General features: G+C 64.2%; 24 protein-coding genes. 16 read left to right on the plus strand and 8 right to left on the minus strand.

Annotated features, from left to right (window positions below):
• The first annotated feature begins 178 nt into the window (after positions 1-178).
• On the plus strand, positions 179-1,003 hold the full coding sequence (locus FHS75_RS07005; protein WP_179406969.1) for a peptidoglycan-binding domain-containing protein: 825 nt from the start codon (positions 179-181) through the stop codon (positions 1,001-1,003).
• Between the two features lie 102 nt (positions 1,004-1,105).
• Here FHS75_RS07005 and FHS75_RS07010 read toward each other — a convergent pair whose 3' ends face one another.
• A complete protein-coding gene (locus tag FHS75_RS07010; protein ID WP_179406970.1) occupies positions 1,106-1,597 on the minus strand; it encodes a hypothetical protein in 492 nt (163 codons plus the stop codon).
• A gap of 464 nt (positions 1,598-2,061) precedes the next feature.
• Here FHS75_RS07010 and FHS75_RS07015 point away from each other — a divergent pair, with 464 nt between their 5' ends.
• Positions 2,062-2,814 carry a hypothetical protein gene (locus FHS75_RS07015; RefSeq protein WP_179406971.1) on the plus strand — a complete coding sequence of 251 codons (753 nt, stop codon included), beginning with the start codon at positions 2,062-2,064 and terminating at the stop codon, positions 2,812-2,814.
• The gene (locus tag FHS75_RS07020; RefSeq protein WP_179406972.1) at positions 2,811-3,836 is read left to right on the plus strand and encodes a hypothetical protein; all 1,026 of its coding nucleotides are present in this window, start codon (positions 2,811-2,813) and stop codon (positions 3,834-3,836) included. Before FHS75_RS07015 ends, FHS75_RS07020 begins: the two co-directional genes overlap by 4 nt.
• Positions 3,837-3,926: 90 nt before the next feature.
• On the opposite strand, the gene FHS75_RS07025 is transcribed toward FHS75_RS07020, so the two are convergent.
• Positions 3,927-4,553, minus strand: coding sequence for a hypothetical protein (locus FHS75_RS07025; RefSeq protein WP_179406973.1), 627 nt, complete (start codon positions 4,551-4,553; stop codon positions 3,927-3,929).
• Positions 4,554-5,049: 496 nt separating this feature from the next.
• Here FHS75_RS07025 and FHS75_RS07030 point away from each other — a divergent pair, with 496 nt between their 5' ends.
• From FHS75_RS07030 to FHS75_RS07040, 3 genes are all read left to right on the plus strand, one after another.
• Entirely contained in the window at positions 5,050-5,355 is a 306-nt protein-coding gene (locus FHS75_RS07030; protein WP_179406974.1) for a PadR family transcriptional regulator, read from the plus strand.
• Positions 5,352-5,900: a hypothetical protein gene (locus FHS75_RS07035; RefSeq protein ID WP_179406975.1), complete on the plus strand. Its 549-nt coding sequence runs from the start codon at positions 5,352-5,354 to the stop codon at positions 5,898-5,900. The genes FHS75_RS07030 and FHS75_RS07035 overlap by 4 nt, the downstream gene beginning before the upstream one ends.
• Positions 5,901-5,991: 91 nt before the next feature.
• Complete coding sequence (locus FHS75_RS07040; RefSeq protein WP_179406976.1) at positions 5,992-6,342, plus strand: ArsC family reductase; 351 nt, start codon at positions 5,992-5,994, stop codon at positions 6,340-6,342.
• Between the two features lie 6 nt (positions 6,343-6,348).
• Here FHS75_RS07040 and ubiG read toward each other — a convergent pair whose 3' ends face one another.
• Positions 6,349-7,071, minus strand: coding sequence for a bifunctional 2-polyprenyl-6-hydroxyphenol methylase/3-demethylubiquinol 3-O-methyltransferase UbiG (gene ubiG / locus FHS75_RS07045; protein WP_179406977.1), 723 nt, complete (start codon positions 7,069-7,071; stop codon positions 6,349-6,351).
• Between the two features lie 53 nt (positions 7,072-7,124).
• Between ubiG and FHS75_RS07050 the strand changes: the two genes are divergently transcribed.
• Complete coding sequence (locus FHS75_RS07050; protein ID WP_425325956.1) at positions 7,125-8,393, plus strand: aspartate kinase; 1,269 nt, start codon at positions 7,125-7,127, stop codon at positions 8,391-8,393.
• Between the two features lie 40 nt (positions 8,394-8,433).
• Here the strand turns inward: FHS75_RS07050 and FHS75_RS07055 are convergent, their stop codons facing one another.
• Positions 8,434-10,554, minus strand: coding sequence for a TonB-dependent receptor (locus tag FHS75_RS07055; RefSeq protein WP_244959009.1), 2,121 nt, complete (start codon positions 10,552-10,554; stop codon positions 8,434-8,436).
• 310 nt (positions 10,555-10,864) lie between these two features.
• Positions 10,865-11,326 carry a hypothetical protein gene (locus FHS75_RS07060; protein ID WP_179406978.1) on the minus strand — a complete coding sequence of 154 codons (462 nt, stop codon included), beginning with the start codon at positions 11,324-11,326 and terminating at the stop codon, positions 10,865-10,867.
• 152 nt (positions 11,327-11,478) lie between these two features.
• Between FHS75_RS07060 and FHS75_RS07065 the strand changes: the two genes are divergently transcribed.
• The 9 genes from FHS75_RS07065 (at position 11,479) to FHS75_RS07105 (ending at position 19,669) form a co-directional block, all read left to right on the plus strand.
• Entirely contained in the window at positions 11,479-12,498 is a 1,020-nt protein-coding gene (locus FHS75_RS07065; RefSeq protein ID WP_179406979.1) for an NAD(P)H-dependent flavin oxidoreductase, read from the plus strand.
• Between the two features lie 11 nt (positions 12,499-12,509).
• The gene (gene purU / locus FHS75_RS07070) at positions 12,510-13,364 is read left to right on the plus strand and encodes a formyltetrahydrofolate deformylase (RefSeq protein WP_179406980.1); all 855 of its coding nucleotides are present in this window, start codon (positions 12,510-12,512) and stop codon (positions 13,362-13,364) included.
• Positions 13,365-13,381: 17 nt separating this feature from the next.
• Positions 13,382-13,783: a VOC family protein gene (locus FHS75_RS07075; protein ID WP_179406981.1), complete on the plus strand. Its 402-nt coding sequence runs from the start codon at positions 13,382-13,384 to the stop codon at positions 13,781-13,783.
• An 81-nt stretch (positions 13,784-13,864) separates the two neighbouring features.
• Complete coding sequence (locus FHS75_RS07080; protein WP_179406982.1) at positions 13,865-14,740, plus strand: dienelactone hydrolase family protein; 876 nt, start codon at positions 13,865-13,867, stop codon at positions 14,738-14,740.
• Between the two features lie 96 nt (positions 14,741-14,836).
• Positions 14,837-15,829, plus strand: a complete 993-nt coding sequence (locus tag FHS75_RS07085; protein WP_179406983.1) for an SPFH domain-containing protein — start codon at positions 14,837-14,839, stop codon at positions 15,827-15,829.
• Positions 15,829-16,275 (plus strand): NfeD family protein, encoded by a 447-nt coding sequence (locus tag FHS75_RS07090; protein ID WP_179406984.1) that lies wholly within the window; start codon positions 15,829-15,831, stop codon positions 16,273-16,275. The genes FHS75_RS07085 and FHS75_RS07090 overlap by 1 nt, the downstream gene beginning before the upstream one ends.
• A 27-nt stretch (positions 16,276-16,302) precedes the next feature.
• A complete protein-coding gene (locus FHS75_RS07095; RefSeq protein WP_179406985.1) occupies positions 16,303-16,827 on the plus strand; it encodes a GNAT family N-acetyltransferase in 525 nt (174 codons plus the stop codon).
• 56 nt (positions 16,828-16,883) lie between these two features.
• Positions 16,884-17,285, plus strand: a complete 402-nt coding sequence (gene msrB, locus FHS75_RS07100) for a peptide-methionine (R)-S-oxide reductase MsrB (protein ID WP_179406986.1) — start codon at positions 16,884-16,886, stop codon at positions 17,283-17,285.
• A gap of 110 nt (positions 17,286-17,395) precedes the next feature.
• Positions 17,396-19,669, plus strand: a complete 2,274-nt coding sequence (locus FHS75_RS07105; RefSeq protein WP_179406987.1) for a transglycosylase domain-containing protein — start codon at positions 17,396-17,398, stop codon at positions 19,667-19,669.
• Positions 19,670-19,692: 23 nt separating this feature from the next.
• Here FHS75_RS07105 and FHS75_RS07110 read toward each other — a convergent pair whose 3' ends face one another.
• The 3 genes from FHS75_RS07110 to hflK all read right to left on the minus strand — a co-directional run bounded on the left by FHS75_RS07110 (position 19,693) and on the right by hflK (position 23,362).
• Complete coding sequence (locus FHS75_RS07110) at positions 19,693-21,210, minus strand: Do family serine endopeptidase (protein WP_179407423.1); 1,518 nt, start codon at positions 21,208-21,210, stop codon at positions 19,693-19,695.
• 122 nt (positions 21,211-21,332) lie between these two features.
• On the minus strand, positions 21,333-22,181 hold the full coding sequence (gene hflC / locus FHS75_RS07115; RefSeq protein WP_179406988.1) for a protease modulator HflC: 849 nt from the start codon (positions 22,179-22,181) through the stop codon (positions 21,333-21,335).
• 5 nt (positions 22,182-22,186) lie between these two features.
• Entirely contained in the window at positions 22,187-23,362 is a 1,176-nt protein-coding gene (gene hflK, locus FHS75_RS07120) for an FtsH protease activity modulator HflK (protein ID WP_229735508.1), read from the minus strand.
• Between the last annotated feature and the right edge of the window lie 8 nt (positions 23,363-23,370).

Consider the following 23,370-nt stretch of genomic DNA (forward strand, 5'->3'; position numbering starts at 1 on the left):
ACGAAACTCGTCCCGGCGCAACTGGGCAACGATTCCCCGAATTGAATCCGGCCGTGACGACTTTGCGGGTATTGTGATGGCGGGTCGCTCGATTCCATCCGGGATGACGGCGGGCAGGGAAAAGACCCCGAACGGCGGCACTGTCAGAACGTCATCGCATCGATACGCGAGGCGATCCATGACGCTACAGTCGGCAAGATTCAATACGAGCAGCACCCTCAGGGGAGCGGCGATAAATTCGCCTCCCCTGCGCAGCGGTGCGCGGGGACGGGCGGTGCACCTCGTGCAGTTCGCGCTCATCGACGCGGGGCATGCGATGCCGCGATCGATCGGCGGCAGCATGAGCCCCGACGGCATCTACGGTACCGAGACGGCGAATGCCGTGCGCGCGTACCAGACGTCGAAGGGCCTGACCGCGGACGGCGAGGTTGGCCGCAACACGATGGCCGCGCTCGATGCGCAGTTTAGGCGCCCCTCGCACACCGTGCACGCGCACTTCCGCAGCATCTCGCTGACCAACGTGCCGTTCGAGCAGAGCCTGCGCAACGCGCAGACCGTCTACGGCCAGTACGGGATCGACTTCCGCTATGCCGAGGGGCAGTCGCTGCTGCTGACGCCCGCGCAGGAGGCGCTGTTCGACAGGATCGACCAGCAGTGCAACTGGAACATCAGCTCGGGCGAGTACGACCAGCTCCACAACCTCGGCCCGCCGTGCCCGGCGAACCACGTGAAGGTCTACTTCGTGAACCGCATGCGCGGCGTCCTCGGCTGCGGCGGGCACAAGCCCGGCAGGCCAGCCGCCACCGTCGCCAAGGAGGCGTGGCGCTGGGACATGGGGCACGAAGTCGGCCACGTGCTCCTGACCTCGTCCTTCGTTCCCGTCCACCACGCGCACCCGCGCAACCTGATGAACGCCTTCCCCGCCGACAACGCCACGATCAAGATCCTGACACTGGCCCAGGTCCGCAAGATGCGCTCGCACCCGTGCTGCGCGGGGCCGTAGGGAGAGGGGTGCTCGAGGACGGATTGTGGCGGGCGGCCGGGTGATCCATGTGTCCGTAGCTGGGGTGGTAAGCTGACCGGCAGGTTTTATTGAAACAGCCTGCTACTTTCCGGTCAGACAAGCCCAAAGCCAGCGCCAGAATTTCGCTTCGGCGATCATCAACCTGGCCACGATGGGCGGGATGCCCTGATCCGTTAAGGCGCGCGGATCGGGTGTCGCACCGAAAACGATCCGCAGCATGGCCACGATTGCGGCGACTTCGAACAGCAGAACAACCGACAAACCAAGCCAGCGCATCGCGCCCATAGTTTGCAGCAGGTTCTGTGCATCTGCTGGAACAAGTTTTCCGGCCAGCCAGATGCCACCACAGATCAAGGCCAGAACGCGAAGAAACAGCGCGCGACGCGACATGCCTCGATAACAGATGGCGAAGGTCAGCGGGATGAATATGCACCAGTCAAACAGGGTGATCGCCTCGCCGAGTTGCGGTTGCGACGCCCAGGGATGGGTTGACCGGAACCCCAGGGATGCAATCAGCCATAGCGGTAGTAACGCGTAGAACCAATTACGACCGATGGCCGAGGCAACCTTCATCACACGTTCTCCGACGACTATCGCTCAGTGCCTGATTGCGGCAAGCGGAGCAAGACACGCGAACGTCCATCGACAAGGTCGTTTGCCGGTGATCCGGATTTGGGCCGAGGAGTGCCATGGGTTGCCGGTCCGCTGGCAGGTCGCTTACCAGCTTGGTTGAGCGTCCGATTAAAGGTGCGACGCGGACTTTCGAAAGAGGCAAGCAATAAAGGAATTCTGATCCCTACGAGTTTTCCTGAATTTTCTAGAAAATTTGAAAAGTGTCGTCGGATTTATTGGAGAGCGTCTGGTGATAATTTTGCTACCAGGAATCATTGCGGGCATATGCGGGTTCCTCATCGGGTTTGAAACTGGCTTCAAGATTTCCACCATCCTGGCCCTTGTGTCGGCAGCAACACTGATAGCGGTACCAGGCGGCGTCCTATTCACGGAGTTGCCGATTGGTCTTTTCTTAGGGGGATTGATTGGGATTTTCCGCAATCGCTGACATTGATAGTCATTATGCTGCGCGTCGGATATTCGAGGTGGGGGAGGCGATCGCAAGCGGAAGAAAGGTCCGGAAATCGATGGAAATTGACACACTTCAATTTCGCCAGGACGTTCTAGCATGGAGGGACGAAATCCTAATTGCGGCAGCTGCACAAATCAATCGGGCTGCCATCGAGAGCCGCGAGCATTTTGAAACCTTATTGCCGTTCGCAAGCTTCAAGGATGCCTTGTGGGACCCGGATGCCTTCGCAACCCTGTACATCGATCCGCAAATGCTCGAGCGGACCGAGATGTCATTGAAACGAATTCTGGTGGATTCCGCTCAAAAGCTTTCGAGCCTTAATCCAGAACTTGATGGCTTTGCCAATGCGATGATTGAAGCGACTGAACAGATCGCTTTTCCAGAGTGCAAATCAGTGGATGAGCAGGGGGCTAACCTTCGACAATCCGATATCGAAGATTCGAGATCATCATCGGAAAGAGCTGAGGGGCTTTCAGCAAAACTCGGTCATCTTGGACGGACAATCGGTAAGAGGATCGCTCGAACATCTGAAAATGTAGGAGTTCTGGTGCGGGACCGCGCAGGGGTACACGCACGTCTCCGCCAAGCTGCGGCGCAACGCATCGACCATGCGTGGATGGGAGAAGGAAAAGCCCCAAGGTCCGTCCTTTCCCAGGTTGCCCTGATGGTTGATGAAGTTGCCAGCCACGCGAGGCTAGTTTCATGATCGATGCTCTCGCACCATTTTTAATACGTGGCATCCCACCTGAGGCCCGAGCCGGATTGGCAAATAAATCGCTTAAGCTGTTTGGATCAGTCATCAGAAATTCGAATGGATCGATAGCTTATCACCTGCAAGAAGCTGCGCCTCTCGCCAATATCCTAGTCACTGGAAATCCAGCCGCTTTGTTGGGCCAAGTTGCAAGCGAAGTAGTACAAATTTCGCAGAACGAAATAATCCGAAGAGGTGTTGGCCGGATCGAGCAAGGGTTGAGTTCGCTCAATGATCTGGCGGCGGCTAATCTGGCCTTTTCTGCAGCGGGCATAGGCATCTCCGTGGCCGGGTTCGCGCTCATCGATTTTCGACTGAAGCAGATCGAGCGGTCATTCGATGAAATGTCGACCAGGTTAGATCAAATTCTTAGTTCAATCGAGCGTGTCCAGCATGACAGAGTCGAACATGATCTTGGAGAGATCAGAGGGCTAGCCGAACTTTTTGAGGAGAGTTGGCTGCTTACCGATTCGGGTAGGGCCGAAAGCAACTGGCGCCGCGTCTATCAGGATGGAGCGGGATTGCAGGAGATTTTCTCCCGACGTGCTCGCATCGCGCTTGATAGAGACCGTGACGATTATTCGTCGGCAGATCCCTTTCTTGAGGCGTTCGCCTTGATCAGCGGCTTGAGAATAGCATCGCTACTCTCCTGCAACGAGGTCAGTGTCGCCCGTCGAATAGAGGAGGATTCTACCCATCGACTGCTTCAGTTGACAGGGTCTATTAGTCTCATTGACTTGGTGCGCAATGCACTACCTGACGACCTGGAAAAAGGAACAAGGCGTTGGCAGCTAGAGCAAGCAAAGGCATGTGAAGCGATGCGCCCCGTCGTCGCCCGCATTCGCACTCGCGAGCAATTGTTGGCCACACGTACAGCGGTTCTACCTTCGCTCGAGGCAAAGAACGTCAGCCCCCGGGACTGGTTCGCACAAACGCGTTCCGAAGACGCCGAAGCCATAGTCCTTCTTCGCGACTAGAGACGGCGGTATTCGCATCATATCGAAATGCCGCTTGTAGCAACGGCGGGGCGTCCCGACTGCCCGGCTCCGCATGGGAGGCGCAAGCCATCAGCAGTGATCGCTTGCAAGGAAGCGGTCGATGTACGGGACGCTCAGATCGGTCAGTTCCTCGGCATGCGGCCCGATGTGGTCTGCTGCGAGATCGCCGAGAACATCGTAGTGACATGGCGAGTTGCCGATGCCCGACGTTATCGTGCTCCCGCGTCTGCGTTCGAAGCCCAGGGAAGTTCCATCGGCCCACAGTGACAACGCGCCCCAGTAATTGCCGGTCTCGGCATCCCACGCCGCCGTAAAGCGGTCGAATTCCGGTTCGGTCAGTCGAAACGCACGTTTGCTTACCTTACCGGTTTTGCGGTCCAGAACCGCCAGGTGGCCGAGCGCGCGCGATCCATCGCTGGACAGGGAAACCGCCATCCATCGGTCTCCGAAGGACGGCATCGCTACGAATCGCAAGCTGTCGTCGGAAAGGTCGGAGAGCGGCGGGACATTCATCAGCAATTTTTCCGCGTGAACGAGGATAATATCCTTGCTGTGCGACGACAGTGGCCCGTACGTCGTCGCGCCCATAGACCGAAGCATCGGGCGCGCAACCAGAACGTAGGCGATTGCCGACAGGATCAGGACAAAAGCTGTCACGATGTACCGCTTGCGTATGGTCGAACCGTTCATGGCCATGTAGCTATGCGTCCTTGCCGAAGCGCATCCTGAGCCAGATTCCGGAATGGCATCCGGCTATGGCTCCGAGACCGGGCCAGAGCGGGCCGAAGAAAAGAGCGAGGGCGCTTGTCGACGGTCGCGGGTTCGCGGGGGTCCGGCGCAACCACCAGTCCACATGAATACCCGTCGCTATCGGGACGAACAACAGCACGATGCACCCTGTCGTGTATTTCGGACACAGGATGCCGACCAATAGGGCCGAATATCGCTCCAAGTGCGAGCGAAACCTCGACAGAGTGCAGCAGACTTTCCAGCGACATCGCGTATCCGGATAGAATCGATGTCCGGCAGCCGCAATCCTTCACCGTGGCGGGAAGGGAAGCCTCCAACACCGCCGTTTCTATCAAAGAGCTTTTCCAGCCTCAGCTGTACGGGAATGTCAGCGAAGCCAGGGGCGATGCCTCAAGCCCGGATCATCGTTGACAGGTAAACTCGATATAGGTAGAGTTGTGAAATGCCTCGGCGTTCCCACACATCCCGTCAAGCTATCAAGCTTCTGGCGGTGTTGTCCGAAAGGTCCGGAAAGTGGTCGCACGGTTATGATCTCTGCGTCGGTACGGGATTGGCGTCGGGAACACTCTATCCGCTCCTGGCCCGTCTGAACGATCACGGATTTCTCGAGGCGAAATGGGAAGACAGCCCGATCGACGGGAGCCCTCGGCGCCATCTGTACCGACTCAATGCAAAGGGCCGCGCATTGGCCGAAGAACGGCTCGATGAGTTCGGACATCCGGACCCGGCCTGGAGCGTCGCAAGATGACCGCATTTGCCCGCGCAATGCTGGCCCTTGCCAAATTCGTTGCGCCGGAAAGTCGCAAGGGCTGGATCGACGCGATGGCCGCCGAGTTTCGCCATGTTCCCTCTGGCCAGAAGAATCAGTTTGCGCTCGGTGCTGCCGAATTTTCGATTACCGCGATGATGGAGGAAGTGATGTTCAACAAAGTCAATGCCGGCAGTTTCGTGATCATGCTGGGCAGCGCCTTCCTGGCGATTCTCGGAATATCGAATGGTTTCCGCAATTTCGCGCAGGATTCCACCGTGAGCGTGGCCTTTGTCGCGATGGGCCTTTTGTGGCTGGCTGCATTCGTCGCGGCCATGCTGCGGCGCTGGGAACTCCTGACGCGAGTTGCCACCGGTGGCCTGGCCGCATCGTTCGCGCTGGGCCTCGCCTGGTCGATATCCGTGCCCGCGCTCGCGGCGAACCGGTCTCTTTTCGGTGCACTCGCTTTGGAAGCCGTATTCCTGTTTACTGTCCTTCTGGCGACAGGCGCGCTGCTTCGCAAACTTGCGCTTTCCGCTTCCTGATAAACGCCGGATTGCGGGATCAGGCAACATTCTGGGAGCGTTTGCCGTCGGTCGGCGGCGAAGGCTTGAATCGCAGGGTCGGAAGTAAGCAATGACCGAAATACACCTATACGGCATCCCCAACTGCGACACGGTCAGGAAGGCGCGCAAGTGGCTCGACGGGCGCGGGGTCGGGTATGTGTTTCACGACTTCAGGAAGGAAGGCGTGGACGCGGAGAAGCTGCGGGGCTGGGCGGCGACGGTCGGGTGGGAGCTGCTGCTCAACCGGCGCGGGACCACCTGGCGCAAGCTTCCCGACGATGCGAAGGCCGATGTGGACGAGGCGCGGGCAATCGAGCTGATGGCCGAGCATCCGAGCATGATAAAGCGGCCCGTCGTCGAGCACCCCGGCGGGGTGCTGGTGGGTTTCGACGAAGCGGCGTGGGAAGCCGCGCTCGCCTGAAACGCCTCAGGCCCGACGGGCGGTTACGATGTAGTTGAGCGACAGGTTGTCCGACAGGTGCAGGCCCTTGATCGGGCTCCACGCGATGCCCCTGGGCTCGTCCATCGCGAGGCCGGCGGCGGACAGCAGCTCGCGCAGTTCGTCGGGCGTGATGAAGTCGTTCCAGTCGTGCGTGCCGCGCGGGATGCGCCCGGTGCGCTCCGCCGCCTCGACGAGGAACAGCCGCGAGTGCGGCGTGCGGTTCGGGGTGGAGAGCACCATCAGCCCGCCGGGCGCCAGCGCTTGCTGCAAGGCATGGACGAATGCCCCCTTGTCGGCGACGTGCTCGATCACTTCCAGAGCGCAGACGAGGTCGAAACCGCTCAGCGCCAGTTCGGATACGTCGCCCTGCCGGTAATCGATGGCAAGGCCCATCGCCGTCGCATGGGCGCTGGCGGCAGCGACGTTCTCCGGCGCGGCGTCGACCCCGGTCACTGCTGCGCCAAGCCGGGCGAGCGGCTCGCACAGCAGGCCCGCGCCGCAGCCCACGTCGAGTGCGCTCCGGCCCGCCAGCGGCCTTGCCCCGCGGATGTCGCCGCCCCAGTGCAGGTCGATCGCCTCGCGCAGGAAGGCGAGGCGCACGGGGTTGAGCTCGTGCAGCATGGCGGACGATCCCTTCGGATCCCACCAGTCGGCGGCGAGCCTGCCGAAATGGCTAGCTTCCTCGGGGCGAATGGTTGCATTGCTCATGGAGCACCCCTAACAGCGCGCCCAAACCGATTCCAGCAGGGAGAGCACTTGCCTTGGCACGCATCGTGATGAAATTCGGCGGCACATCGATGGCCGGCACCGAGCGCATCCGGCGCGTCGCCAACATCGTGCGCAAGCAGCAGGCGGCAGGGCACGAGGTGGCCGTCGTCGTCTCGGCCATGGCCGGCGAGACCGACCGGCTGGTGAACTTCGCGCGAGAGGCCAATGCGCTCTACGACCCTGCCGAATATGACGTCGTCGTCGCCTCGGGCGAGCAGGTGACGAGCGGCCTGCTGGCGCTCACCCTGCAGGCAATGGGTTGCAAGGCGCGTTCGTGGCTCGGCTGGCAGCTGCCGGTGCGCACCAACGACGCGCACGCGAGCGCGCGGATCGAGCAGATCGACGCCGACGCGCTCGTCGCGTCGATGCAGGCGGGCGAGATCGCGGTCATCCCCGGCTTCCAGGGCATCGCGCCGGAGGGCAGGGTGACGACGCTGGGGCGCGGCGGCTCGGACACTTCGGCGGTCGCGGTGGCGGCGGCGGTGAAGGCGGACCGCTGCGACATCTACACCGATGTCGACGGCGTCTACACCACCGATCCGCGCATCGTCGCGCGCGCGCGCAAGTTGCCGATGGTGACATACGAGGAAATGCTCGAGCTGGCCTCTGTCGGCTCGAAGGTATTGCAGACGCGTTCGGTCAGCCTCGCGATGAAGGAAGGCGTGCGCGTGCAGGTGCTGTCCTCGTTCATCGACGACGACGCCCCTTCGGCGGACGAACTGCCCGGAACGATGATCGTCAGCGACGAGGAACTGGAAGGATCCGACATGGAAAGCCAACTCATCACCGGCATCGCCGCCGACAAGAACGAGGCCAAGGTCACGATCACGCGCGTGCCCGACCGGCCCGGCGCCGTCGCCGCGATCTTCGCGCCGCTGGCCGCAGCCAACATCAACGTCGACATGATCATCCAGAACATCGCCAAGGACAAGGGCGAGACCGACGTGACGTTCACCGTCCCGGCCGCCGACCTGGTGCGGACGCAGGCGCTTCTCGACGAGCGCAAGGAGGCCATCGGCTTCTTCCGCCTGATCGCGGACAGCCGCGTCGCCAAGATCAGCGTCGTCGGCGTCGGCATGCGCAGCCATGCGGGCATTGCCTCGACCATGTTCCGCGCGCTCGCCGATCGCGGCATCAATATCCAGGCGATCTCGACCAGCGAGATCAAGGTATCGGTGCTGATCGACGAGGACGAGACCGAGCTGGCGGTGCGCGTCCTGCACACCGCCTATGGCCTCGACGCCGGCGACGAAGCGGCGTGATCGGTAGCGGCGGCGACGTTCGAACGCCGCCGCCCGCATCCTACATTTCGACGCGAACGCCGAAGCTGGCCGAGAGCGGCTTGGCGGGCTGGATGTTGTTGTCGCCGTGTGCGCTCGGGTAATAGTCCTCGTCGAACAGGTTCTCGATGTTGACCTGCAATGACACGCGGTCGGTCAGGTCGAAGTAGGCGGCGGCGTCGACGCGGGTGTATGCCGGCAGCACCACGGCGTTGCTGAACGAGGCGAACTGCTTCGAACTGTGCACGATCCCGCCGCCGAGGCCGAACCGGTGGGTCACGTCGTAGCGCATCCATGCCGCAATGTGGTGCTCGGGGACTTGCTGCAATGTGGTTCCGGCAGGGGCCGCATCGGTGTCAGAGCGGATTTCGCCGTCAAGGTAGGTGTAGCCCAGATTGACGTGCCAGTCCTTGGTCAGGTTGCCCGAGACCTGCGCCTCGAAGCCGCGCACCCGCGTCTTCCCGGTCAGCGCCGAGAGACCCGAGCCGTCGGGATCGGGCGCGGTGGTGTTAGATCGCTCGAGCTGGAAGACCGCCGCGCTGACCAGCAGGTCGGGGCGCGGCGCCCACTTGATCCCGGCCTCGATGTTCTCGAACTTCTCGGGATCGAGGGCAGTGTCGCCGGGGCTGAGGATCAAAAACTGGTCGCCGGCCTGAGGCAGGAAACTTTCCGTATAGCTTGCATAGATCGAAAGCGATTCCTGCGGCTTCAGCACGATGCCGAAGCGCGGGCTCCATTTCTCGTCCCTGCGGTCGCCGGGGGTGCCCGAAAGTACGTCGCGCGTCTCGAGATCGAAGCTTTCGAAACGGATGCCGCCGACAAGTTGCAGCCAGTCGCCGATCTCGAGCTGATCCTGCACGTAGGCCGAAAGCACGGTTAGCTGCGAATCGCGGCTTCGGGCGACACCGCCAAGCGAGACCGGTGGCAGCGCGATTGTACGCGCCAGCGGCACCGTGACGCTCGACGCGGGGCCGCCAGCAGTCGCGAACGAGATGCCGTTGCGCGAGTTCTGCGTATCCTGTCGCATCGCTTCGAAGCCTGCGAGGAGGGTGTGCCCGATCGAACCGGTATTTCCCTGCCACACGAGGTTGCCCTGTCCAATCCAGTTCTCCCGCATGGTCGCATCGCGATAGCCGCCGAGCGTCACGGTGGAGCCATCGGTGCTCGAAGGCGTGACGTTGGCGTAGACCTTGTCGTAGTTCGCGTACTGCGCAGACAGATTCACCGTGAGCGCGTCGTTCACATCGTGATCGATGCGCATGCGGGCGATATGGACTTTCGAACTCGCCTGGTTGAAGTCGGGATCGCCGAAGAACGTCTTGTCGTAATCGTCCAGCGGACGCCCGCCGAGCGACGGGACGCCGCGATCGGTGACGCGCTGGTCGTCGGTATAGGAATAGCCGAGCACGATCCGCGTCCGTTCGATCGGGCGGAGCGAAACGGTAGGCGAGATCCCGAAGAACCGCCCTTCGTAGAAGTCGCGGTGGCTGTCGAACTCCTCGTAGGTCGCGTTGAGGCGGCCCGCCAGCGAGTCCGACAGCGGCTGGTTGATGTCGGTCGCGAGCGCAAAGGCGCCGAACGTGTCCACCGAAGCGTTGCCGTGAACGAAACCTTCGCCGAAGTCGGCCGACTTGCTGACGCGGTTCACGATGCCACCGCCGCCGCCGCGCCCGAAGGTGAGCGCGTTGGCACCCTTCAGAACCTCGATCCGCTCGATGTCATAGAGCGAGCGGTAGTACTGCGCATCGTCGCGCAGGCCGTTGAGGTAGAAGTCGGAGGTCGTTTCCTGGCCGCGGATGAAGATTTCGTCGCGGTGGCCTTCGCCCGTCTCCATCGAGACGCCGGCGACATAGCGCAACGCTTCGCCAAGCTGGCGGATGTTCTGGTCGTCAAGCTGGTCGCGGGTGACGACGGTGACCGCCTGCGGCGTGTCGATCAGCGGCGTCGGCGTCTTCATCGAGGTCGAGCCGTCGGTGACCGAGTAGCCCGTCCACTTTCCGACGACGACGATGTTCTCCGGTGCGTACGTCCGGTCCTCGTCGAGCGTCGCCTCGCTTTCGGCGGCAACCGCCGGCACCGCGAGCACCGCAAGGACAAGCGCCGATGCGCCGGTTGCGAACCTGCAAAAACCACAATTTCCCAAAATGTCCCACCCTTCGTTGCGAATGATTTGCAATAGAAGAACGCCGCTAATGCGAGTCGCTCGCGATTACAACCCCGCGTGTCGATTAATGGAGCCGGGGTGGCAGGAAATTGATCGCGATCAATTCTCAAGAGCAGGAGGGGAATTTGCCAAGGACTGCCGGCCACGGAAAAGCCACCGGCGATCGTCTCGCCGATGGCTTTCGTTGCTCGCGACAGAGCGTATCGCGCGCCGGCCGGGGGATGCACCCGCAGGTGCCGCTACCTGCGCGCCCAGGCCTCGTGGAACGCCATGGCTCCGGCTGTTCGCGTCAGGCTTCGGTTTCGGAAACCGCTTCCATTCCGGCACCATCGGTGTCGTCGATGGCCGCCTGCATCGCCCGTGCGGCTTCGGCGACGGCTTCGAGATCCTTCGCTTCGGCGGCATCGCGTGCCGATGCAAGGTCCTCGCGGAGACTGGTCTGCAACTCCTCGGACAGTTCGGGACCCGCATCGGCCACCATGCGCTCGATGTCGTCGAGCAGGATGCCGACCTGCGCGCTGTTCAGGCCGCCCGTCGCAATGCGCGAGGCCAGCATGTCGGCAGACGATTCGAGCTTCTGCGTCGCGGTTTCCTCGGCCAGCGCCTCCTCGAGGTCCGGCACGCCACTCGAAGCCTGGGCGACCGGTTCGGGCGCGGGCTCCTGCGAGCCGCATGCCGACAGGGCGAGCCCGCCGCCGAGCGCAACGAGGAGGGTGCGAAGATTGCGAGCGGTGATGAAATTCGACTTCATGGAGTATCCTTGGTTCTACATTGCGAAGGGCTTCGTCGTCGGTAACGCAGGTCTCTCGGTTTGGCTCCGAACCCATGTGCGGCTTGCCTGCCCGGCGGTGCGCCCCTAAGGCCCAAGCGCTGTTTCACGTTCGCGTTTCCGCAGGGAGTGACATGTCCGAATACCCCGAAACCCGGCGCCTGATGGCGCGCGGCGCCGAATTCCTCGGCAGCGACTGGGCAATCATGTGCGGCGCGATGTCGTGGGTGTCCGAACGCAATCTCGTCGCCGCTATCAGCAATGCGGGCGCATTCGGAGTGATCGCGTGCGGGGCGATGACGCCAGAACTGCTCGATGTGGAGATCGCCGGAACCAGGGCTCTTACTGGCAAGCCCTTTGCCGTGAACCTCATAACCATGCACCCGCAACTGTTCGACCTGATCGAGGTCTGCGCGCGGCACGAGGTAGGCCATGTCGTTCTTGCGGGCGGCATTCCTCCCAAGGGCAGCGTCGAAGCGATCAAGGCATTCGGTGCGAAAGTCATCGTTTTTGCCCCGACGCTGGCGCTCGCCAGGAAACTGCTCCGCTCGGGTGGAGACGCGCTTGTGATCGAGGGGATGGAAGCGGGCGGGCATATCGGCCCTGTCTCGACCAGCGTCCTCGCGCAGGAATTTCTCCCGGCGCTCGGCCGCGAGCATGTGGTCTTCGTGGCTGGCGGGATCGGCCGGGGCGAGGCGATCGCCGGCTACCTTGAGATGGGTGCGTGCGGTGTGCAACTCGGCACGCGGTTCGCCTGCGCGACCGAATCGATCGCGCATCCCGACTTCAAGAAGGCGTTCTTCCGCGCCTCTGCCCGCGATGCGGTGACCAGCGTACAGGTCGATCCCCGCCTGCCCGTCATTCCGGTCCGCGCGCTGCGCAACAAGGGGACCGAGGCGTTCTCGGCCAAGCAGCGCGAAGTCGCCGGGCTTCTCGACGGCGAGGGGATCGAGATGGCCGAGGCCCAGCTCCAGATCGAGCACTACTGGGCCGGGGCGCTGCGCCGGGCAGTGATCGACGGCGATGTCGAGAACGGTTCGCTGATGGCCGGGCAGTCGGTCGGCATGGTGAAGGAGGAAGAGCCGGTGGCGCAGATCGTCGCCTCGCTCCTCGCCGAAAGCGAAGCCGCGCTGACCGGTCGCCGCGCGGCCTGAGGACAGCGAGCTTGGGCGACGTCCTCACTCTCACGCTGGCCTGCCGCGACCGCCCCGGTATCACCGCGCGGGTCGCCGGCCACCTGTTCGAGGCAGGCGGCAACATCCTCGAGGCGCAGCAGTTCAACGACCTCGAAAGCGGCGAGTTCTTCATGCGCGTCGCCTTCGATCCGGGTGAGGGCGACGGCGACGCAATCCGCGACAGTTTCGTTCCGGTCGCCGACGAATACGCGATGCGCTGGACCCTGCGACGCCGCGACCGGCCGCGCCGGGTGCTGCTGATGGTGTCGAAGTTCGACCATTGCCTTGCCGACCTGCTCTATCGGCAGCGGATCGGCGAGATGGCGATGGACATCGTCGCCATCGTCAGCAACCATCCGCGAGAGGCGCTGACCAACACCAGCATCCGCGACCTGCCCTTCCACTACCTCCCGATCACCAGGGACACCAAGGCCGGGCAGGAAGCGAAGGTTCGCGCCATCGCGGAAAGCACCGGCGCGGAGCTTGTCGTGCTCGCCCGGTACATGCAGATCCTCTCGAACGAGATGGCGCAGTGGCTTTCGGGGCGCTGTATCAACATCCACCACTCGTTCCTGCCGGGCTTCAAGGGCGCGAAGCCCTATCACCAGGCACATGCGCGCGGGGTGAAGATGATCGGCGCGACCGCGCACTACGTCACGGCGGACCTCGACGAGGGGCCGATCATCCATCAGGATGTCGAGCCGATCACGCATGCCGACAGCCCGGAGGACCTCGTCAGGAAGGGGCGCGACATCGAACGCCGGGTGCTGGCCGAAGCGGTTCGGCTCCACCTCGAGGACAGGGTACTGCTGACGGGCAACCGGACTGTGGTATTCAGAAGCTGACCACTACGGAGGCGGGGATGCAGGTACAGAGGCTCGATCACGTAAACATCAGGACCGGGGACCTCGAAGGCACGGTGCGCTTTTATGCGGAAGTGCTGGGACTCGAGCGGCGCAATCCGCCCGAACCACTCTCGCCCGAGGAAATCCAGTGGATGGCGGACGAGAGCGGGCAGCCGATCTTTCACCTTGTCGACGCTAACTGCGAGAACCGGACGGGCGGGCAGACCAATCCCGGCGGGGTGACAGGGGCGATCGATCACGTGGCGCTCAACTGCGCAGGCTACGAGGAGATCGTGGCAAGGCTGCAGGCTTCGGGAGCGGACTTCCGGACAAACGACCTCAGCGGGATCGGCCTGCGCCAGGTCTTCACCCGCGATCCCAACAACGTGCTCATCGAACTGAATTTCTACGGCGAATGAGCTTCGGCTGCCGCAGGGTGGCGGGGCCCGCGACGCTCGGCTATGCCTGTGAAGGCGGGGACGATCAGGAGCTTGATGCCGATGTGCGATGACTATACCGCCGAAGCCGAGGAAGAGGCCCTTCGCAAGCGCGGGTTGAGCCGCCGTGAATTTACCGCTCTCGGTGCTGCCGCGGCACTGGCCGGGTGCGCGGGCGCGAACGGCACCGCCGCCGATGGCGGCGAGCTTGTCGAACGGACGGTCCAGGTAACGACGAGCGACGGCGTTGCCGACGCGTTCTTCGTGCATCCCGCGCAGGGCGCCCATCCCGGCGTGATCCTCTGGCCCGACATCGCCGGCTTGCGCGACGTGTTCAAGATCATGGCGCGCCGCCTCGCATCGCAAGGATATGCGGTCCTCGCCGTGAACCAGTATTATCGCAATGCGCCCGCCCCCGTGCTCGGCGCGTTCTCCGAATGGCGCACGCCCGAGGGCAGGGAGAAGATCGCGCCGATGCGCGAGGCGATCACGCCCTCCGCGACCACGCGCGATGCCAAGGCCTTCGTCGCCTATCTCGACCAGCAGCAAAGCGTCGACAAGGCGCGCGGCATCGGCAGCAACGGCTATTGCATGGGCGGACCCTTCACCGTGCGCACGGCGGCTGCGGCCCCCGGTCGTGTGCGGGCCGCGGCCTCGTTCCACGGTGCCGGTCTCGTTGCGGAAGGGGATGACAGCCCGCATGAGCTGCTCGACGACACGCAAGCCGCCTACCTCTTCGCCATCGCGCGCAACGACGACGAGAAGTCGCCCGATCACAAGACGATCCTGCGCCAGGCCGCCGATGCAGCCGGGGTGCCGGCCGAGATAGAGGTCTATCCGGCGGATCACGGATGGTGCGTGGCGGACTCCCCGGCCTACGACGCGACACAGGCGGAGCGGGCGTGGAGCGCCATGATGCGGCTTTTCGACGGATTGTGACCGGGAAATAACAACGGGTCCGGTTACGCCGGATTTACTTGCCCCCCCTACAGTCCGCGCTAAGATTTCGCGCGGGGTTCGTGAGGAGGGTACGAAATGGGTTACTTCGCCATTGCGCTGATCGCGCTCGTGGTGATTTTCCTGTTTGCCGGCGTTGTCGTCGTGCGGCAGGGCTACGTCTACACGATCGAGCGGTTCGGCAAGTTCACCAAGTCGGCCGACCCCGGCCTGCACGTGATTACGCCGTTCATCGATCGCGTCGGGCACAAGATCAACATGATGGAGCAGGTGCTCGACATTCCCGGGCAGGAAATCATCACCAAGGACAACGCCATGGTCGGCGTCGATGCGGTGGTGTTCTTCCAGGTGCTCGAGGCGGGCAAGGCCGCGTACGAGGTGTCGGGCCTCCACAACGCGATCATGGCGCTCACCACCACGAACCTGCGTACGGTGATGGGTTCGATGGACCTCGACGAGACGCTGTCGAAGCGCGACGAGATCAACGCGCGCCTGCTTTCAGTCGTCGATCACGCGACCTCGCCGTGGGGCGTCAAGATCACGCGCGTCGAGATCAAGGACATCCGCCCGCCGCTCGACATCTCCGAGGCGATGGCGCGCCAGATGAAGGCAGAGCGCCTCAAGCGCGCCGAGATCCTCGAGGCCGAGGGCGACCGCGCGTCGCAGATCCTGCGCGCCGAGGGCACCAAGCAATCGCAGATCCTCGCCGCCGAGGGCCGCCGCGAATCGGCATTCCGCGACGCCGAGGCGCGCGAGCGCGAGGCCGAGGCCGAGGCACGCGCGACGCACATGGTCAGCCAGGCGATCGCCGATTCGGGCGTGCAGGCGATCAACTACTTCGTCGCGCAGCGGTACACCGACGCGGTCGCCAAGTTCGCGACATCGCCCAATGCCAAGACCATCCTGTTCCCGGTCGAAGCGACGCAGCTCATCGGCACGCTCGGCGGGATCGGGGAGCTTGCCAAGGATGCGCTCGGCAAGGGACCGGACGGTCCTGCGCCGACACCGCCAGCGCCGCCGCGCCGCCCGGCCGGATCGTCGCCCACCGTTCCGCCGACGGGTAGCCGCTGATGGACTGGATCAACGATCTGGCCCCGCACTGGATCTGGCTGGCGCTGGGCGTCTTTCTCGCTGCGGCAGAGATCGCCGTGCCCGGCACCTTCCTGATCTGGATGGCCGGGGCCGCGATCATCACCGGCATTGCCGCCTGGCTGCTTCCGATCGGCCTTTTCGTGCAGATCATGCTGTTCGCCGCGCTGGCGATCGCTGCCGTATTCCTTGGCCGCCGCTACCTGCGCGACAATCCGATCGAGGCCTTCGACCCCAAGATGAACGACCGCGGCGCGCGCATCATGGGCGAAACCGTTGTCGTCGTCACCGCTATCCAGGGCGGAACGGGCAGGGTGCGGCTGGGCGACAGCGAATGGCTCGCCAAGGGAGCGGACGCGGCTCCCGGCACGCGCCTGCGCGTCGCCGGTCACGACGGCGTGGTGCTGATCGTCGAACCGATTGCCTGATCGCGCCTTTTCGGCGAAACACGCCGGATGCGCCTTCAAACGGACAGGCTGGTCCTCCGCCCGGCGGGCTGGGAAGACCTCGATGCGATGCACGCGATCCTCGCGGACGAGCGTGCGACTGCATACTGGTCCACGCCCCCGCATTCCGATCTTGAAGAAACGAAAGAGTGGCTCGGACGAATGATCGCCATCCCGCCCGGTGAGGGCGAGGATTTCATCGTCGAACGGGAAGGGCGCCTCATCGGCAAGGCGGGCCTCTACAGTTTCCCCGAGGTCGGTTTCATCTTCCATCCGGATTCGTGGGGGATGGGATACGCGGCGGAAGCGCTGATCGCGGTGCTGCGGCGCGCTTTCGATGTACACCGCCTGCCGCGCGTCGAGGCGGATGTCGATCCGCGCAACGAACGGTCGCTCCGGCTTTTGGCGCAGCTCGGCTTCTTCGAAGTCCAGCGCATGGAAAGGACCTGGTTCGTCGGCGGCGAATGGACCGACAGCGTCTACCTGCACCTGCTTCCCTCCTTCCTCGACCGCGCGACGACGCGCGCTGCCTGAAAGCTTGAGAAGACGCTTCGCGCTACCATATCCTGTGCCGAAGGAGACTGCATCCGATGACCGAGAAGCTTAAGCTTTCAGAGGCCCAGTGGCGCGAACGCCTGAGTCCCGAGCAATACCACGTGCTGCGCGAGGCGGGCACCGAGCGGGCCTTCACCGGCGAGTACGAAAAGAACAAGGCCGAGGGCGAGTACCGCTGCGCCGGATGCGGCCAGCCGCTGTTCGAGTCTTCCGACAAGTACGATTCCGGCTCCGGCTGGCCCAGCTTCGTCCGGCCCGCCGATGCCACTGCGGTGGAGGAGCACAACGACGCTTCGCATGGCATGGTGCGGACAGAAGTGGTCTGCTCGAAATGCGAAGGGCACCTTGGCCATGTCTTTCCGGACGGTCCCGCCCCGACGGGCCTGCGCTACTGCATCAACAGCGCCGCGCTCGAGTTCGAGCCCTGCAAGGACTGACCCTGCTCCGGACGTCGCATCGCCGTTAAGCATGGGTTACAAATGCCTGTGCAAGGTGTATTCCGACCTCGGACGACTTGCGTCCGCCACAGGGGGCAGTTCTTAAAGACATGGCAGCAGACGCCAACCGGCGCCGCCGACGCAAGGGCAGCTCCCCCGAACCCGAAGAGAAGAAGCCGTTCTGGCGGCGCGCGTTGCGATCCCTGTTCATATGGGGCACCGCGTTCGCGCTCCTCGCGCTGATCTTCGTGGGCACCGCCGTCTACATGACGGCCAGCTCGCTCCCGACCTATTCCGCCCTGAAATCGAGCCAGAACGGCCAAATGATCGTCGTGCGCGCGCGCGACGGCACGGAACTCGTCTCGCTCGGCCCCAGCTACGGCAAGTGGCTGGAATATGAACAGATTCCCGAGACGATGAAGACCGCGATGGTTTCGGTCGAGGATCGCCGTTTCCGCTCGCACATCGGCGTCGATCCCATCGGCGTGGTGCGGTCGGTCTGGGTGCGCGTGCAAAGCGGTTCCTGGCGGCAGGGCGGCTCGACCATCACCCAGCAGCTTGCCCGCAACATATTCCTCAACAACAACCGCACCTTCGGCCGCAAGGTCAAGGAAGCGGTCCTTGCGGTGGCCCTTGAGACGAAGTTCTCCAAGGACGAGATTCTCGAGCTCTACCTGAACAAGGTCTACTTCGGCGGCGGCGCCTACGGGATCGATGCCGCCAGCCGCAAGTTCTTCGGCCACCCGGCCACGGACCTGTCGCTCGCCGAATCCGCAATCATCGCAGGGCTGGTCAAGGCGCCATCGCGCTACTCGCCCACCGCCGATGTCGCCGCCGCCGTATCGCGTGGCAAGGTCGTCATGCAGGTGATGGAGGCGAACGGCGCGATCAGTTCGGCGCGCGCCGCCGAGATCGATCTCGACACGGTCAGGATCGCCAAGGAAGAAGGGCAGAATTCGGTCCGCTACTTCACCGACTGGGCCTTGCCGCAGCTCGACCTCCTGCTGCCCTACGATACCGATGAGCCGATCGAGGTCTGGACCACGCTCGATGTCGGCATGCAGCGCACGGCGACGACAGCGGTGCAGTCCAACGCGCCCAAGGGCGCGGAGGGCGCGCTTGTCAGCATGGACCGCGACGGGGCGGTCCTTGCGATGGTCGGCGGGACCGACTACGTGACGTCGAACTACAACCGCGCGGTGCAGTCGGTGCGCCAGCCGGGTTCCGCCTGGAAGCTGTTCGTCTATCTCGCCGCGCTCGAGGCGGGATACACGCCGCAGGACATGGTCGTCGACGAGCCGGTCACGATCGATGGCTGGAGCCCGCGCAATTCGGGCGGGCGCTTTGCAGGCGAGATCGACGTCCGGTCGGCGTTCGCCTATTCCAAGAACACCGTCGCTGCGCAGCTGGGCAACGAAGTCGGGTTCGGCACGGTCGCCAGCATGGCCCGGCGGTTCGGCATAACGACGCCGATCAGCACGCTTCCCGCGATGGTCCTCGGCGCATCCGAAGTCCGCCTGATCGACATGACCCGCGCGTTCGCATCGGTCGCGGCAAACGGAACCTCGGTCGAACCGTACGGCATCGTCAAGGTAACCGGGACCGACGGCGACGTGATCTATGAGCGCGAAAGCCGCCGAGCCGAAGTGCTCGTCCCGCAATATGTCGCGGCGGGCATCACCGACCTGCTGCAATCGGCGGTGGCGACGGGTACGGGCCGCGCCGCCGACATCGGCCGGCCGGTAGCGGGCAAGACCGGTACCACGAGCTCGAACAAGGACGGCTGGTTCCTCGGATTCTCGAGCGGGATCACGACCGGCGTCTGGATGGGGCGCGACGATGCCAGGGCAGTACCCGGCCTGCAGGGCGGGCGCGCACCTGCCCGCGCCTTCGCGGCCTTCATGCGCTACGCGGTCAAGGACCGCCCGGTCGAGCAGTTCGACACCGAGCTCAAGCTGCCCGACTGGCAGCTCGAGCCGGACGACGAATTCCTCTTCGGCGATCCCGACGACTATTATTTCGTCGACGAGCAGGGCAACCTGATCGAGCCCGGCGGCCAGTACGAGCCGCTTCCTCCCGGAGCCGCGCCGCCACCCGACCGCAACCGGCCTGACTATGCCGACGATCCGGGACCCGGCGGCCCGCCGCCTGCCGCAAGCGACGATTTCCTCGACCGCGCGACGGGTGCCCGCGATCCCGGCCTTCGCGCCGCACCGCCCGCGCCGGGCTCGCGGCAAACCGATCCTCGCTCTGCAAGCGGGGTTTCGGTCACGCGCGGGGCGGGGCAGCCCGAGGCGACCCGACCGCCTGCCGAGGCGCCGCGTCGCCCGATAGGAAACGCGCCGCAGGCGATAGAGCCTGCGACGCGTCCCGGTTCACCTTGAACTGTTGCGTCTGAAGCGCCCGCTCAGCGGAGCCTGACAGGAACGTAGGCCGGAGACTGTCCGCGCCGCTGGATGCGCAGCAGGACCGCGTCGCGCTCGGATTGCCGGGCGCTGCGGATCGCGTTCTCGAGCGCCTGCACCGTGGCGGTGTCCTCGTAATTGGCCGAAAGGATGATGTCGCCCCGGCGCACGCCCTTGCGCGCAGCGTCCGAGTTCGGATCGACGGCATTGACCACCACGCCCGAGACGTCGTTGCCAACGCCGAGCTGGCGCGCGATCTGCGCAGTCATCGGGATGACCGAAAGACCGAGCGACTGTTCGGCGACGCCGTCGCCCTGCTGTTCGGGATCCTGCTGGAAGGGATTGCCTTCCTCGTCGTCAGGATCGAACTGCTGGGCAAGCTGCTCGTCGGGCGGGCGCTGCTCGACCGTCGCGCGCACCGTCGTCCGGCGGCCGTTGCGGATAAGCTCGATCGGGATGCGGCTTCCGGGAGACGTGCTGGCCACCAGGAACGAAAGCGTCTGGTCGCGCGTCACGTCGCGTCCGTTGACCGAGATGACCACGTCGCCGGCCCTGATTCCCGCCTTCTCGGCGGCACCGCCAGGCTCGACGGCCTGGACGAATTCGCCGCGATTGCGCTCGATCCCGAGCGAGTCGGCGAGGTCGTCGGTGATCGGCTGGATGCGCACGCCCAGATAGCCGCGCTCGACCCGTTCGCCGCGCCGCAGCTGCTCGACGATCGGCGCCGCGATCTCCGCCGGGATGGCAAAGCCGATGCCGACGCTTCCTCCCGTGGGGGAGAAGATGGCGTTGTTGATGCCGATGACGTTGCCCTGCATGTCGAACATAGGGCCGCCGGAGTTGCCCCGGTTGATGGCGGCATCGGTCTGGATGTAACGGTCGTACCCGCCCTGGCCGGTGTTGCGGTACACGGCCGAGATGATGCCCGCCGTGACCGTCCCGCCAAGTCCGAACGGGTTGCCGATCGCCATCACCCAGTCGCCGACGCGGGCCTGCGAGGAATCGCCGAACGTCACGAAGGGCAAAGCCTTGCCGGCATCGATCTTTAGTACCGCGAGGTCGGAATAGGCGTCGCGGCCGACCATGCGAGCCGGATATTCGGTGCCGTTGGGCATCGTTACGGTGATCGATTCGACCTCGCCACGACCGTCCGCGACGATGACGTGATTGTTGGTCACGACGTATCCGTCAGCCGAGATGATGAACCCGGAGCCGAGCGATTGCGCCTCGCGCGTCTGCGGTCCGCGGTTCTGGCCGCCGAACAGGTCGGCGAACGGCGTTCCCGCGAACGGGTTGTTGTTCACTTGCACGCGCTGCCGCGTCGAGATGTTGACGACGGCGGGAGCAAGCTGCTCTGTCAGGTCGGCGAAGCTGCCGGGCGCACCCGCACGCGGCGTGATGCTCGTCATCCGGCTGTCTTCGTTCTGGGCGACCTGCGCTCCTGCGGGCAGGCCGGTCACCAGCGAAAGGGTTGCGCCGCCAAGCAGCAGCGCGGTGGTTACTCCATAAGCATATCGCACGGGCTTCACGTCCTCTTGTTCCTTTGTCCTGCGTGGCGCCGCTCCCGGCGCGCTGGATTGCCTGTCCTATTCAAGTCCTCAGCCATGAACGGCGATTGAATGACAGGTGTAGTCGGTTCGCCTCAGTTCCCCGGATTGCGGAATTTGCGAAGGTATTCGTTGTCCGGCGAAAGGATGATCGAGCTTTCCCCGGCCCCTTCGGCGAACGTGCGGTCATAGCTCTGCATCGCCCGGTAGAAATCGTAGAAGTCGGGGTCCTTGCCGAACGCATCGGCATAAGTGCTGGCCGCGTTCGCTTCGGCTTCGGCGCGGATGATCTGCGCGTTCTTGCGGCCCTGCGCGCGGATCGTCGCGGCTTCCTGCTCGCGATCGGTCTGCATGCGCGTGTAGGCGGCCTCAAGCGGCGTGCCGTCGGGCAGGTCGGTCCGCTTGATGCGCACGTCGATCACCTGCGCGCCGTAGTTACGGGCCTGCCGGTCGAGGTTGTTGCGGATGTTGGTCATGGCATCGCCGCGCTCGGCGGTGAGCAGCGAAGCCATCGTGCGCCGGCCGAGTTCCTGGCGAAGCACCGAATTCAGGATCGGCTGGAGCTGCGCGACGACCTGCTCCTCGGTGCCCGCGTTCTCGACCATGCGGACCGGATCGATGATCCGGAAGCGAGCATAGGCATCGACCTGCAGGCGCTGCTGGTCGGCGGAAAGCACCTGCTGTCGCTCCATGTCGAGGTCGATCACGCGCTTCTCCACGCGCTGGACGCGCTCGATCAGCGGAATGCGCAGCACCATCCCCGCGCCGGTTTCGCCGTACGCCGTGTTCGGGCGGAAACGGTTGATGACGCGAACGGGCTCACCGGTGCGAACCACCACGGCCTGCTGCGTTTCGGGTACAATGACTACGCTTGCCAGAAGGGCGAGGATCACCACGCCAGCAAGCACGAGGATGGCCTTGTACTGGTCCCAGATACGTTCCATCGCGGTCACTCTCCCTGCTGCGCCGGTTGCGCCTGGTTCTGCGACTGCTGCGATCGGCGGCGTATCTCGGGCAGCGGCAGGTAGGGCGTTACGCCATCGGCTTCGATGACCGTCTTGGGAGTCTGGCTGAGAACGCGTTCCATCGTCTCGTAGTACATGCGGCGGCGGGTGACCTGCGGGGCCAGCCGGTATTCCTCGTAGACCTTGTCGAAGGCGGCGGCCTCACCCTCGGCCTGCGCGAGGACCTGCTGGGCCCATGCCTGCGCGCGGTTCACGTCGGCATCGGCGTCCTGCTGTGCGGCGGAGACGTCCTTGAAGGCTTCGACCACGCGTTCGGGCGGGTCGGTCTTGTCGATCTCGACACCTTGGACGGCGATGCCCGACTTGTAGGCATCGAGGATCGCCTGCATGCGGGTGCGCACGCGCTGTTCGATCTCGGCGCGGCCCGCGCCCGAGAACGTGTTGTCGAGCGTCTGTTCGGCGACCGAGGCACGCATCGCGGCTTCGGCGACTTCGCGGACGGTTTCCTCGGGCTCGGCAAGCTGGAACTTGAATTGCTTCAGGTCCTTGATGTTCCAGCGGATGAGGTAACTGAGGTCGACGAGATTCTGGTCGCCCGTGAGGATCAGCTTTTCGTTCGCGCCTTCAGGAATGCGGAACGAGCGGATGGTGCTCACCGGCTCGACATCGACTTGCTGGATCGGCCACGGCAGCGTGACGTTGAGGCCCGGTTGCAAGGTGCGCGAGTACTTGCCGAAGGTCGTGACAATGCCCTGTTCCTTGGGGCCGACCTGATGGACCATGCTGACGATCAGCCAGATGCCGACGATCGCGGCGACGAGCAGCGGAAACCAGCTACGCCCGCCGGGTGCCTGCGGAATGCGGAAATTGGGTCCGCCCGGCCCGCGCCGCGGACCTTCCGGGCCGCGATGCTTGAACAGGTCCTCGATACTGGCGGAACGGCGCGGCGGCTCCGCGTCGCCACCCGAGGGCAGCCAGGGATTGCGGGGGCCACGACCCGACGAGCGATCGGGGGCGTCGGTGTCGCCACCGTCCTGCCCGCCATCGCCCGCAGCGCCCTCGCCTCCGGCTCTCCGGCCCTTGTCCCCGCCACCCCACGGACTGCGGCGACCGGCCATCGCAAGCACGCCGCTGGTGAAAATACTCCCGAATGGTCTCATGCCTGCAG

Origin of the sequence: Novosphingobium marinum, assembly GCF_013408095.1 — a bacterium.
Lineage (GTDB): Bacteria > Pseudomonadota > Alphaproteobacteria > Sphingomonadales > Sphingomonadaceae > Novosphingobium > Novosphingobium marinum.